The sequence below is a fragment of the Clostridium sp. HGF2 genome, from assembly GCF_964240115.1.
GTDB classification, from domain to species: domain Bacteria; phylum Bacillota_I; class Bacilli_A; order Erysipelotrichales; family Erysipelotrichaceae; genus Clostridium_AQ; species Clostridium_AQ innocuum.
Map to the genome: position 1 here is coordinate 201,365 of NZ_CAXSSO010000006.1, position 14,138 is coordinate 215,502.

Consider the following 14,138-nt stretch of genomic DNA (forward strand, 5'->3'; position numbering starts at 1 on the left):
ATACAGAACATTTTTATCAAATCGCGCATATTATTATAATAGTGGAATAACAGTAATCAATGCAAAACTATATTATACTTTTAGAATATATAAGCATATTCCACTTTGAGAATCAGATTGCGTACAAGGGATTATCTATTATACAATACAATAATCCATTCCGACAATTCTCCATCCTTTTACTTCCAATCATTTAAATCCAGGAAAAAACTCTTCCTTATATTATATAGTCACTCTGGTTCTGATGATTCATTTTTCAAAAAAACTCTTCCTTATATTATATAGGGCAGTGACAAAATTCTTCCTTATAATATATAGGGTGTGAATTCACAAAAACAGTCTCCTAAAGTTCTTTATCATTCCCCCTAACGATTTCTGCATAAGTTATAGTATAATTGATATATTATAATTTTATAATATAAAATAGACTCTATTTCAAATATGATTTTCTGTTCAGCAGGAGTTGGCAATTTTATTTCGTACAGGAAAAATTTATCTTCATCTCAGCTAACCTTCCATCAACGAGTTATTATATCAATCATAGTATATAATAATTATAGAATATTAGTGGATGGTGTATACCACTTTCATATTTTGTGTTTAAAGCACGCATAAAAGCTCACACTAATAGCATACGAGGTGTTGCTATGAAAAGAATCCGCAAGCTGGTGTTTGGAATGATCTTCGCACTGCTCACACTGATTGTATGTGTCTATGCCTACGCCCTGTTCAATCGACTACCGCTGGATGAACAGAGAAAGAACATTACAATTTATGATGTGAACGGCGATATCATATACGAATCCAATTTCAAAAAAAATATGCAGTGGACGTCCATTGATGATATTCCCGAATTTGTTCAGGATGCGTTTGTGAGTGTAGAGGACAAACGTTTCTACTACCATGCCGGCTTTGATCCTGTGCGCATTACAAAGGCGCTGGGTACCAATCTCATTCATGGGGATATCCGACAGGGCGGCTCCACGATCACACAGCAATATGCAAAAAATCTGTTTCTGACAAATGAACAGACCTTATCGAGGAAAGTGCAGGAATTTTTTTATGCAGCCCGTCTGGAAATGCAGTACAGCAAAAAGGACATTCTGGAGGGCTATCTGAACACGGTCTATTTCGGACACGGTGTGTATGGTGTGAATGCTGCCGCAGAGTATTTCTTTGATAAAAAGCTGAATCAGCTCAGCATAGCGGAAACTGCCATGCTGATAGGAATACCGAACGGCCCCAGTATTTATTCCCCGTTTCTGCACAAGGACAATGCAATCAAGCGGGAGCATTTGATTCTGGAGGTTTTGAAGAATAACGATGTCATTACATCAAAGCAGTATGAAGCAGCCAAAAAGGAAAAGCTGAAGCTTTCCACCAATGTAAACATCAGTACCTACGGCATTGATGAATACTACATTGATGCGGTTATTCAGGAGCTCAGCAAGCTGAATATCGATTTGAACCGGGAAATTCATGTACACACCTATTATGACCCAAAAGTACAAATGCAGCTGAGCAATGCTGTCACGAAGCATGTGGATTTAAGCAGTGAGCTGGAGGTAGCCGGCATTATCACACAGCCCTTCACCGGAAACGTAATGGCTATGGTTGGAGGAAAGGATTATACGATTTCACAATACAATCGCGCCATCTATTCCTCCCGACAGGTCGCCAGTACCATCAAGCCGCTGCTGTATTACTGCGCCCTCCAGCAGGGCTTTACCCCATCCACGCAATTCACCTCACAGAAGACGACCTTCCGCGTATCCGATGATGAGGAGTATGCGCCGACCAATTACGGCAATGTCTATGCGAACGGAAAAATTTCCATGATCAATGCCATTTCCCTGAGTGACAATATCTACGCCGTAAAAACACAGCTTTTTCTCGGTGTGGATACACTGCACAACGCACTGCTTGATTTCAACATCCGTCAATCCTCTCCGAATCCAAGTGAGGCGCTCGGCACCGTGAATATGTCGCTGCTGGAGCTGAGCCGTATTTACAATACCTTTGCTTCCGAGGGTCTGTATGTTAAGCCTGCGCTCATTTCTCATATCACCAGCGGGAATGATGTTGTATACAAGCGTGAGGTTCAGCCGAAACGGCTGCTCCAGCGGGATGAAACACTGATACTGAATCAGATGATGACCTCGACCTTCGATATCCGCAATAAATCCTATACCTTCCCAAGCATGTACGGGCATGAGCCGGATATCACCGTAGCGGCCAAATCAGGCACCAGCGACTGGGATTCACTGGTTATGGGCTTTAATCCGGAATATACCGTAGGCATCTGGAGCGGCTTCGATGATAACCGCGAACTGGAAAAGCAGTATTACACCATCAGCAAGGATATCTTCAAGGATACCTTTAACGGATTATACAAAAAACGTAAGGGTGTCTGGTATCAGCCCAGTGACGGCATTCAGGAAAAACGAGTGAATCCCATCACCGGTACGGAAGATTCCGAAGGCTCTGTCTACTGGTTCAAAAAAGAGTAGGGTATAAAAAAAATCAAAAAAATTTTATATATCCTGCCGAACAGTAAAAAAGCCCATGAATAAGCGGCGATTTGCTGTTGTGTCATTTCACTGTGCGCATTCTTTTGGCACATTTTACAGAAAATGGGTTTGCAAAAAGGAATTTTCTCTGTTAGAATGCAAAACTGTGAGGTGACAACATGAATTTTATTGAAAAACATACCAAAAAAGTGGCGCTGATTCTGTGCCTGGCAACAGCTGGAACTGCAGTCACAACTGTATATGCTGCCACTAATGCGGACGGATGGCATGGAACCGGAGCGGACCGCATTTACAAAGAGGAAGGCGCTGTCAAGACCAGCTCATGGCTGTTTGACGAAAGCGGAAGCTTCTACCTGGATGCAGACGGGCATCCGATTATCAGCGAATGGAAGACCATCAACGGCTCTGTTTACTACTTCGACTCCGAAGGACACCGTGTGAACGGAAAACAGGTCATTGACGGTCATGAATATCAGTTCCAGAAATCCGGCGTACTGCTGACCGGCTGGAATCAGACAAAAACATCCTACTACAGCGAATTCGGCGAAAAGCTGAACGGTCTGCAGACAATTGATGAAAAACAGTATCTGTTCGATAAGGACGGAAACATTGTCAGCGGATGGCAGACGGTAGATGGAAAGAAGCTGTACTTCAAAAAAGACGGCTCACTGGCAACAGCGAAAACAGAGATTGACGGAAAAACCTATAACTTCTCCAGCGACGGTTCCTTACAGAGTGGCTGGGTGAAAAAAGACGGAGAAAAATACTATTACGACAAGTATGGCTTTATGACAAAGGGCTGGAAGACCATTGACGGAAAGAAATACTATTTCAACCGCAAGGGACAGGCAGCAACCAGCACGAAGTACGCAGGCTACAAGTTTGATAAGAACGGTGTGGCGAAGAAAATCAAAGAGAAGAAAAAAGAAGAAACAACAGAAAGCAATGAGAATGTACAGAGCACACGCACAGCTGGCAACAGCTCCGCGGCGGCTTCAAGCAGCTCTTCCTCCTCAAGTGCAAATCTGAATCCGGCAGGTTCCGGAAGCAACTCCAGTGCGGCAGGCATTGCGGCTTCCATGGTAGGCTCCCCTTACGTTTGGGGCGGATCCTCACCTGCAGGCTTTGACTGCTCCGGTCTGACCTCCTATGCCTATGCACAGGCAGGCATCAGCATCCCGAGAACAGCAGGCGGACAGGCAAGTGTCGGTTCAGCGGTATCCTACGGCAATATGCAGCCAGGCGATCTGATTGTATGGAGCGGTGGTGCACACGTATCCATTTACGTAGGCGGCGGACAGATGGTTCATGCAACGAATCCATCTACAGGAGTTATCACATCCTCTGTAAGCTTCTGGAGCAACAACAGCGGACAGAGTATCACGGCAATCCGCAGACCGTAAAAAGCAAAAAACAATAAAAAGGGGCTACGGCTCCTTTTTGTGTTTCTGACGCATTTCGGATGAAAAACGGAAGAAATACAAAAAAATTTCATAACTTTTTTAAAATTTTCTAAAATCGGGTTTCAGCCTATAAACAAAGCTTTTAAAGGGAATCGTGATGGGACGGAAAAGTGACAAAATCGTAAGTTTTCAAAAAATAGGGGTTGCAAATAAAAAAACGCTTTGTTACAATGAGGGCGTTGATGTCGAGGTGATAACATGAATTTTATCGAAAAAAACACAAAGAAAGTTGCTTTAGTCCTGTGTCTGGCTACAGCTGGAACAGCAGTAACTACGGTATATGCGGCACAAAATTCTGACGGATGGCACGGAAGTGGCACGGACAGAGTCTACAAAATGGAAGGCCAGGTAAAAACAAGCTCATGGGTATTTGATGAGGCTGGCAGCTACTACCTGAACAACGAGGGTCATCCGATTACAAGTTCCTGGAAAGAAATCAACGGTTCTACCTACTACTTTGATGCAGAAGGTCACCGTGTGAATGGAAAACAGGTCATCGATGGTCATGAATACACATTCCAGAAATCTGGAGTATTGCTGACAGGATGGAACGAAGTAAAGGATACATACTACAATGAATTTGGAGTTGCTGTTACTGGTGTACAGAAGATCGATAACAAAACTTACAACTTCGGCGAGGATGGTAAACTGGTTACCGGTTGGACCAAGGTAAACGGAAAGAAAGTTTACTTCACAAAAGATGGTTCTCTGGCTTCCGGCGTTGTAACCATTGATGGTAAAAAGTACAACTTCAACGATGACGGTACGATTACGACCGGATGGGTGAAGAAGGACGGAGAGAAATACTATTACACAGATTACGGCTTCATGACCAAGGGTTGGAAGACGATTGACGGTAAGAAGTATTATTTCAACAAAAAAGGTCAGGCTGCAACCAAGACAGAATATGCTGGTTACAAGTTTGACAAAAACGGTGTAGCAAAGAAAATCAAGAAAAAAGAAAAGGCTGAAACTACAGATAACGCAAGTGAAGATGTAGCTGACAGCGAAGATACTGCAAGCAATGGTTCCGGTAGCAGAGCTGCAAGCTCTTCTAAAAACCTGGGAACTGCTGATGGCGGAATCGCTTCTGCAGCACTGGCTCAGCTTGGTGTTGGTCAGGACTGTACAGCATTGGCTTCCAATGCACTGGCAGCACAGGGAATCTATTTCCACGGCTGGCCGGCAGAGTATATGTCTCTGGGTAGCGTAACAAGCAGTCCACAGCCGGGAGATTTAATTTACTATGATGATGCCGGTGCCGGAGTTCCTCATATCGCTGTATATGTTGGTAACGGACAGGCTGTTCATGGTGGATGGAAGGGCGGAACGACCGTTGAAGCATCTGCTTATATCGGAAGTGGTCCTGTATTTATCCGCGTAAACAAATAATTTGTGTAAAAAAGAAGGCAAATGCCTTCTTTTTTGTATCTCTGCTCTCCGGTCAATTCTTAATTTTTCTTAAATCCTCATTTTTATTCGTTTTAGAGCGTTTTAAGAGAATTAACTGATTCCTGTATTCCCAGCAATACAAACTCCTCTTAAAACGAGTTTATAAGCGTCATTAGATTTCTTAACTCGCCTTGTCTGCCTTTCTTCTACTCTTAACGATTCATAGAATCTCTATTTCTGCTTCATAAGCCTGGAAAAATAATAGCTCAGGTATCGCATTGCAGGTTTCTGCCTTTGCATTCCATCCACAATAAAAGACTCATGACAGGTTTCATAAAAACCCCATGAGCCCTTTTATATTCCCATAAACGCTTCCCGTAAGCTATGCAAAACCTTCACAGCATCTTCCCATAAAATTCATAACGCACTTCTTCCGTTGATAATAACTTCTTTCACACGCATATCATGTCCCAGAATCACTAGATTGATATTTTTTCCCAATCCGATTTCATGGGCATAGGTTTTCAGCATCCTTGCAGCGTTGGTGGAACACATACGGATACAGTCGGACAGATCATAGCCCTCCTGCTTGTACAGATACTGAAAGATATCCAGCAGGTCACAGCTGCTGCCCAGCAGTACATCCTCTTTATAAACAGCGCCGTTTCGTATAACACTTCCATCCTCCAGCTCATAGCCGTCCGGATAATGAAAGCCAGAAAAAGGCGTGCCGTCACTTACCGCAACCACACGGCTACAGCCCAGCAGACGAATCACCCATTTCAGCATCTCCTTCTGCATGTGTACGCCGTCCATGATAACTTCACACAGACAGTCGGATAAGAATACGGCATCCATCATACCAGGCTTGTGATGTGTGATTTCCGGCATGGTATTTCCCAGATGTGTAATCTGTGTAGCTCCACTTGCGAACGCTTCATTGGTCTGGGTAAAATCTGCATTCGTATGCCCCAGCGAAATCTCAACCCCATACAGATGCAGTAACGAGATTGCTTCCATGGCATTTTTTACATCCGGAGCTATTGTCATAATTTTTATATCATCATGATACTCTGATAAAAAATCCTCCAGCTCACCCAGATGAATTTCCATAAGATTTTCTTTTTTCATGGAACCACGGCGATCCGGATTTAAATATGGACCCTCCAGATGCACGCCCTCATAGCGTGCTCCCCGATAATCTCCCTGAAAGGCTTTCCGATATGCGTCGATGATCGTACGAAATTCATCCAGTGATCTTGCTGATACCGTCGGACAAAACGAGGTGATTCCGCGTTTTGGATATTCCAGCGCCAGCGCATGCAGATTCCCGATATCTGTATTTTCACAGGAATAGCCGTGAAAGCCATGGGTATGAATGTCCACTAACCCCGGTATTGCTATATCACTCACCATATGTGGTGTTTTATAATCAATTCGTTCCACAAAGCCATCTTCCAGATGCAGATCACCAAACACCATGGTGCCATCCTGCATAAATTTTATATTTTCAATGATTCGTTTCATACAAACACCCTTTCTTCCTTAATTGTATTTCATTGGAATGCCTTTTACAAGCAAATACCCGGACTTCTTTAGAAAATCTTTTGAATTGATGCCGTCGTTCCTTAATACTTTTTCGATATACTTGCTTCAGGAGGACGGATTATGAACATACTGGATATCATGATACTGTTTATCGGATTCAGCCTTGCCGGATTACTCTGTCTGCATACCTTTGATATGTCTGCATTTTATGAAAAAACAAGAAAATAGCACATATCTGTTGTATAATTATAAAAAAGGAGTGTCATCATGAGTTCTGTCATACTAATTGCCGAGGATGAGGCATCGATTGCGGATGCTATTGAAATTTATTTAAAAAGCCAGGGGTATCAGACCCTGAAAGCAGCGAATGGAGCCATTGCCTGGGAGCTATTACAAAACAATACGGTGGATCTTGCAATCATCGATGTCATGATGCCGGTAATGGACGGGATTGCCCTGACAATGAAAATCAGAGAGCTGCATGAGTTTCCTATCATCATATTATCTGCCAAATCGGAAGATATTGATAAGATTACCGGTCTGAATATCGGTGCGGATGACTATGTGACAAAGCCGTTTGTCCCGATGGAGCTGCTCGCCCGTGTACATGCACAGCTGCGGCGGCATTTGCGCTATCAGCAGCTGCTCGAGCAAAAGCAGGAGGTGGAGGACAGGCTGCTTCTGGGTGGAATCGAACTGCATCGCAAAAGCAAGGAGGTCTTTGTGGATGGAGAATCACGCCGGCTGACACCGATTGAATTTCGGATCCTGCAGCTGTTTATGGAGCATCCTGGTCAGGTCTTTTCCAGTGATGATATTTATGAGCATGTATGGAACGAAACCGCAGTCAACACCGAAACCGTTATGGTCCATATTCGAAATCTGAGAGAGAAAATTGAAATCAATCCCCGTGCTCCCCGTTATATCAAGGTTGTTTGGGGTGTCGGGTATAAGATTGAGAAACAGTAAAAAGAGGTGAATTATGAAAAAAGTACATTGGACTACCCTAATTCTTCTGTCCGGTATTGCACTGGCAATCATATCTATGTTTCTGGTATTTCCATCCCTTGATCAAAAAGCCATCGAAGAGTACAAAACGCATTACAAATACATTAACAGCGAAGAGGAACGGGACTTTAGCGGTAATACATTTATCAAAGAACCGGCTGATGATTCCATTCCCATAGAATATTCCCGAATTGAGGAATATATGGAGCCGGCCCTGCAGCGCATTACTTTGCTGGTAGGCACACTGCTTTTTGCATGGTCTTTGCTTATGCCATATAAATGGGCGGTAAAAAGCGGCTTCTATCGTTTTTTTACACAAAGGCTGCCCTATGAAATCACGCTGGGTGCTGCACTGCTTGGACTTTATTTCTATAAAATCAGGGGCAGCGAGCTTGTGTACCGGATGTTTCGTCTGCCGGAGGATTTCTCACTGGATATTCTCTCAGCCGATACATGGCAGATTTCCAGCTATTATCTGTTGCAGATTGCTTGTTTAAGCGGACTGTTCGCAGTGCTTTCCGGATGCGGCTATGCGATTCGCTCCATGCAGCACAACGGTGTGCGGGTATCCCTGCAAAAGCACTCCCTGCTAACGCAAAATTCCGTATTGCTTGGCAGACAGGCAAAACGGCTGTATCGCTATATTATCGGCTTTGATTTTCATGATAAGGGAGAGCTTCGCCTGCTCGCCACTTTGTTCCTGCATATCGTATGTATCCTCATAGTATGTATCTACCGGGACAGCGGAATATTTTTCTATCTTCTGCTTTCATGCTATTGTCTGATCCTGTATTCTATCCGTCATCGTCAAAACAGCAGGATGAAACGAGACTTTCAATCGCTTGAAGGCATTATTCAGCGCGTTGCAAATGGTGACTTCCAAACCACTGTGGATGAAGATCTGGGCATCTATGAATCACTGAAGGACAATCTTCAGAATATAGAGACATCCTTTCAGGAGGCTGTTGCACAGGAGGTTCGCTCACAGAATATGCGCACGGAGCTGATCACCAATGTTTCTCATGATTTGAAAACTCCGCTAACCTCCATGATCAGCTACATCGACCTTCTGAAAAACAAGAATCTTCCGGAAGAGGAGCGGCTGCGTTACATCACAATACTGGAATCCGGCAGCAATCGTCTAAAGCACTTGATTGAGGATTTATTTGAAGTCAGCAAGGCCAGCACAGGCAACATACAGCTGGATCGCATGGATGTTGATTTAATTTCTCTGATTAAGCAGGTGGAAATGGAATACGAGGCACTGTTCATTCAGCATGACCTGACGATACGCAACACTTTCAGTAAAGAGAAGATCGTTCTCAGCCTTGATCCTCAAAAAACCTTTCGCATATTGGAAAATCTACTGGTGAATGCAGGAAAATATGCCTTGGAGCATACCCGTGTGTATGTCTATGTGGAGGAACGTGAGCAGGAGGTATATATATCTGTCAAAAATATATCCGCAACAGAGCTTGACTTTGACCCTGCCGATATCATGGAACGCTTTCAGCGCGGCGATAAGGCAAGGAATACGGAGGGCAGCGGCTTAGGTCTTGCGATAGCCAAAAGCTTTACAGTGCTGCAAAACGGGCATATGCACATCAGCTTTGATGCCGACCTGTTCAAGGTGGAGCTGATTTTCCAAAAGGAGCTGCCATGAAAAGCAGACTAGGCAACATCCTGGCTGTTTCGTACGGACAGATGACGAATATGAAACAGACACAGCAGGCATCAGCGTATCATACCGTTACTACGGAAAACAGGAACTGTTATACAGCCGATATACAAAAGCAACCCTAAAACAAAGAGCTTTCCTATGGCACATCATCGAATAAGGAAGCTCCTTTTTCTGTATTTCTAAAAAAGTATACCCGATTTCTATGATGGGATGTTAATAAATATTATAATGCTGGATACGTAAGCTTAGACCTATATATCATCACAATCATAAATGAGAATTAAACATGCAAATCAGCGATATCCAAAGGGTATAAGCTTGTGTATTCACACCACCTGAAAGCATAATAAAAAGAAACCCGGAGGTTCCTTTTTGCATTATAATTTAATGAATTTTTCTACATCGATAACGAAGATCGTTGCGCCTCCTACCTGTACTTCAACCGGGAAAGATGCATATCTTCCGATGTCGTAGGATGCTGTACTCGGTACCACTTCCGTACGGCGTCTGCTGTATTCTCCAATCACTTCAATCGCACGTTCAATCTTATCGTCATCAGTACCTACGATCAGGGTGGTATTTCCTGCACGCAGGAATCCTCCAGTCGTTGCCAGTCTTGTTACCTGATAATTTTCTTTTGTCAATGCACTGGAAACTGCAGGACTGTCGTCATTGGACATAATCGCTAAAATTAGTTTCATAAACACGCTCTCCTCTCGTCTTGTTATATGCTAATTTTATCACTTATGGAACGTATTTACAAACCCTAAATGAACTAAATATGGATATTGCCTGTAAAATTATTGTCACACCACGATTTCCTATGATAACGCCATTTTGATTTTTACCTTCGTGTGTAAGTACGTAGAAACTGTGCTATAATATACAGGTCATAAAGGAAGTGAAGAGAATGAGTAAGCTTGGACTTGTTCTGGAAGGAGGCGGCATGCGCGGAATTTATACTGCCGGTGTGCTGGACTTCTTTATGGAACAGAATTTATATACCGACGGTGTCATTGGCGTCAGCGCAGGTGCCTGTCATGCGTGCAGCTATGTATCCAAACAGATCGGCAGAGCGTACCGTACCAATACCGCCTATTTAAAGGATAAGCGCTATATGAGCGTATCCTCTCTGCTGAAAACCGGAGATTTCTTCGGAGCAAAGTTTGTGTATGAGGATATACCGAATACACTGGATCCCTATGATTTTGATGCCTTTAATACATCGCATACAAAGCTGTATGCCGTTGCCAGCAATCTGGAAACCGGTAAGGCAGAATACCTGCAGTGTATCAATATGAAGCGTGATGTTATCTATGTACGTGCCTCTGCATCATTGCCCCTGCTTTCCAGAATTGTCGAAGTTGATGGAAAAAAGCTGCTGGATGGCGGCGCAACAGACAGCATTCCCATCCATAAATTTCAGGAGATGGGATATACAAAAAATATTGTTGTACTCACACAGTGTAAAGAATACCGCAAAGGAAAAAACAATCTGCTGCCGATGATCCGCCGCAGCTATAAGAAGTATCCGAAATTCATCAAGGCGCTGGAAACACGCCATATCGCCTATAACCGCACACTGGATGAGCTTGCTTTAATGGAAAAGGAAGGAAGTGTCTTCCTCATACGCCCAAGCTCTCCCGTGGAAATTTCGCGTCTGGAGAAAAATGAAGCCAGATTGCGGGAATTATATGAACAGGGCTACATGGATGCCAAAAACAGCTTTGAGGAATTAAAGTCTTTTATAGCAAATGAAAATTAGACCCCTTCGGTCTTTTTTTTCTTTATGATTGTGATACAATGAAAAAAAAAGGATGGTAAAACATGAAAAAGAAAATTCAAATTGTCATATGCTGTCTGCTATGTTTTCTTATGGTAGCCTGCAGCGGCGAAAAAGAGAAGAAGGGACAGTCCGATGAGGTTACGGATATCGTGCTGAGTGACAAGCAAAGTGATATGGCACTTCAGTTTGTAAAGGATCTGACGCAGCGCAAATATGATAAGCTGCAGAAGGATTATGCATATGATGAGCAAATACATAAGGCTGTACGGGAGGATTCCTTCCAGAAGCAGCTGGATGCCTATAATGACAGTCTCGGATCACTGATTGAGGCAGAGCAGCCCTATGGACAAAGCTATCAGAATTCGACAATCATCATGATACCATGCCGTATGGAGGAACAGAATACCAATATTCAGCTGAGCCTGAATGAACAGGATCAAATTCAGGGATTGTTCTTTAAGCCGTACAAATCACAGAAGAAAGCAGCGAAAGCTCCGGATGGTGTCAAGGAGCGTGAAGTTGAGCTGCAAATTGCCGATGGAAAAAAGCTGAGCGGCAGACTGACAACTCCGGCAGAGGGTAAAAGCTTTCCGCTTGTAATTCTTCTGGCGGGAAGCGGACCGAATGATATGGATGAGACCATTTACGATAACAAACCGTTTCAGGATATCGCCTGGGGACTTGCGAAAAAGGGTATTGCGAGCTACCGCTATGATAAGCGAACCTACACATATCCTGAATCCTTTACAGTGAAGGATACGGTCGAGCAGGAGGTAATTTTCGATGCTGTGGCAGCATTCAGCCAGATGAAGCAGCAAAAGCAGATTGACACAAATAAAATCTATATCCTGGGGCATAGTCTCTCTGGCTATCTGATTCCAAGAATCGCAGCAGAAATGGACGGCTGTGCAGGCTATATCATGATGGCTGCCCCTGCAAGAGCATTGGATGAGCTGCTGATGGAACAGGTTACCTATCTGGCAAAGCTGGATGGAAACATAACAAAGGACGAACAGGCAGCTATCGAACAGTACAAACAGGATCAGCAGGATCTGCAGCGAATTGATGAGCTGAGTGATGCCAAAATATTTTTCGGAGGTATGTCAAAGGCTTATATAAAGGATTTGCTGTCCTATGATGCTGTTCAGCAGGCTGCGGATATCAAGGTTCCTGTATTATGTGCACAGGGTCTGCGTGATTATCAGGTCACAGAAGAAGATCAGGCAATCTGGAGGAAGAATTTTGAAACGCATAAAAACTGGATATTCACAACCTATCCGAACGCAACGCACCTTATGATAGATGGAGAAGGAACACCGACGAATGAGGAGTACAAAACAAAGGGTCATGTAAATCAGGCGTTTATTGAAGATATGGCAAGTTTTATTAAAAAATGATGATATTCTATAAATTGAATACTATATAAATCATATATCAATATGCAGAAAAATTGACCTAAAACAGGCAAAAAGAGGCTTCTTCCCGGATTATTCTACACAATCAATGGGAAGAAACCTCTTTTTACATATGATAAATGAATTGCATCAACAGGTGCTTTGTTTCCTAAACATTAAATCGGAAATGCAGAACATCTCCATCCTGAACAACATATTCCTTACCTTCCAGACGCAGCTTTCCTGCCTCCTTTACAGCCTGTTCAGTTTCCAGTTTATCAATGTCATCAAACTTATAGCATTCTGCACGGATAAAGCCTTTCTCAAAATCCGTGTGTATCACACCGGCACACTGCGGTGCCAGCATTCCGCGATGAAATGTCCATGCCCGGCATTCATCCTCTCCGGCTGTCAGGAAGGTGCATAAATCCAAAATATGATATGCTGTCTTTATCACCTTATCAAGACCGCTTTCCTGAATTCCAAGCTCGTTCAAAAACTCCGTTTTCTCTTCTTTATCCAGCTCTGAAAGCTCCTCTTCAATCTTCGCACAAACAGGAACAACCTCATTATGCTCCAAGTTTGCAAGCTCCTTCACCTTCTGAAAATATGGATTGGCTTGCGGATCGGCGATTTCCTCATCCGACATGTTTGCTATATAAATCATTGGTTTGATAGTCAGAAGGCTGAATGCCTTAATCAGCAGCAGCTCATCCTTATCAAGCTCTACACTTCGCGCAGGCTTTCCGGCCTCCAGCGCTTCCTTCAGCTTCTTCAAAACGACAACCTCTGCAAGTGCATCCTTGTCCTTATTCGTGACAGCCTTGCGCTCCACCTTGCTTAAACGGTTATCAATTGTCTGTAAATCCGCCATAATCAGCTCCAGATTGATGATTTCAATATCACGTATCGGATCAACACTTCCTTCGACATGCGTAATATCCGCATCATCAAAGCAGCGTACTACATGGCAGATGGCATCCGTTAGACGGATGTTGCTCAGAAACTGGTTTCCAAGCCCCTCTCCCTTGCTGGCTCCCTTAACCAGACCGGCAATATCCGTAAATTCAAAGGTTGTATAAATGGTTTTCTTTGGGTGAAACAGCTCCACCAGACGGTCGATTCTATAATCAGGCACTTCCACGACTCCAACGTTTGGCTGTATGGTCGCAAACGGGTAATTCGCAGCTTCTACCTGGCTTTTTGTAATGGCGTTAAATAATGTGGATTTACCGACATTGGGCAATCCGACGATTCCTGCAGTTAATGGCATATACTATCCTTCCTCTCGCTTTACCATTTTATCGTTTTTTTCGCATATATGCAAGCAAATAC

General features: G+C 43.5%; 10 protein-coding genes. 7 read left to right on the forward strand and 3 right to left on the reverse strand.

The genetic code is table 11. The features are described 5' to 3' along the window. Positions 1 to 647: 647 nt before the first annotated feature. From ACESPQ_RS12230 to ACESPQ_RS12240, 3 genes are all read left to right on the forward strand, one after another. Positions 648 to 2,510, forward strand: a complete 1,863-nt coding sequence (locus ACESPQ_RS12230; protein WP_002606964.1) for a transglycosylase domain-containing protein — start codon at positions 648 to 650, stop codon at positions 2,508 to 2,510. Positions 2,511 to 2,689: 179 nt separating this feature from the next. Continuing rightward, on the forward strand, positions 2,690 to 3,934 hold the full coding sequence (locus ACESPQ_RS12235; protein ID WP_002606963.1) for an NlpC/P60 family protein: 1,245 nt from the start codon (positions 2,690 to 2,692) through the stop codon (positions 3,932 to 3,934). A 258-nt stretch (positions 3,935 to 4,192) separates the two neighbouring features. Continuing rightward, a complete protein-coding gene (locus tag ACESPQ_RS12240) occupies positions 4,193 to 5,386 on the forward strand; it encodes an NlpC/P60 family protein (protein WP_002606962.1) in 1,194 nt (397 codons plus the stop codon). A gap of 417 nt (positions 5,387 to 5,803) precedes the next feature. Here ACESPQ_RS12240 and ACESPQ_RS12245 read toward each other — a convergent pair whose 3' ends face one another. Then, positions 5,804 to 6,913 (reverse strand): amidohydrolase family protein, encoded by a 1,110-nt coding sequence (locus ACESPQ_RS12245; protein WP_257327628.1) that lies wholly within the window; start codon positions 6,911 to 6,913, stop codon positions 5,804 to 5,806. 288 nt (positions 6,914 to 7,201) lie between these two features. Between ACESPQ_RS12245 and ACESPQ_RS12250 the strand changes: the two genes are divergently transcribed. Beyond that, on the forward strand, positions 7,202 to 7,903 hold the full coding sequence (locus ACESPQ_RS12250; RefSeq protein WP_002606959.1) for a response regulator transcription factor: 702 nt from the start codon (positions 7,202 to 7,204) through the stop codon (positions 7,901 to 7,903). 13 nt (positions 7,904 to 7,916) lie between these two features. After that, positions 7,917 to 9,605: a sensor histidine kinase gene (locus ACESPQ_RS12255; RefSeq protein ID WP_002606958.1), complete on the forward strand. Its 1,689-nt coding sequence runs from the start codon at positions 7,917 to 7,919 to the stop codon at positions 9,603 to 9,605. Positions 9,606 to 10,000: 395 nt separating this feature from the next. On the opposite strand, the gene ACESPQ_RS12260 is transcribed toward ACESPQ_RS12255, so the two are convergent. After that, positions 10,001 to 10,324, reverse strand: a complete 324-nt coding sequence (locus ACESPQ_RS12260) for a cyclic-di-AMP receptor (RefSeq protein ID WP_002606956.1) — start codon at positions 10,322 to 10,324, stop codon at positions 10,001 to 10,003. 209 nt (positions 10,325 to 10,533) lie between these two features. On the opposite strand from ACESPQ_RS12260, the gene ACESPQ_RS12265 reads away from it, so the two are divergent. Together ACESPQ_RS12265 and ACESPQ_RS12270 are read left to right on the forward strand one after the other, a co-directional pair. Further along, positions 10,534 to 11,388, forward strand: a complete 855-nt coding sequence (locus ACESPQ_RS12265; RefSeq protein WP_002606955.1) for a patatin-like phospholipase family protein — start codon at positions 10,534 to 10,536, stop codon at positions 11,386 to 11,388. 62 nt (positions 11,389 to 11,450) lie between these two features. Then, a complete protein-coding gene (locus tag ACESPQ_RS12270) occupies positions 11,451 to 12,806 on the forward strand; it encodes an alpha/beta hydrolase family protein (protein ID WP_373144409.1) in 1,356 nt (451 codons plus the stop codon). Positions 12,807 to 12,972: 166 nt separating this feature from the next. Here ACESPQ_RS12270 and ychF read toward each other — a convergent pair whose 3' ends face one another. Beyond that, positions 12,973 to 14,076 carry a redox-regulated ATPase YchF gene (gene ychF, locus ACESPQ_RS12275; protein WP_008818234.1) on the reverse strand — a complete coding sequence of 368 codons (1,104 nt, stop codon included), beginning with the start codon at positions 14,074 to 14,076 and terminating at the stop codon, positions 12,973 to 12,975. Positions 14,077 to 14,138: the final 62 nt, after the last annotated feature.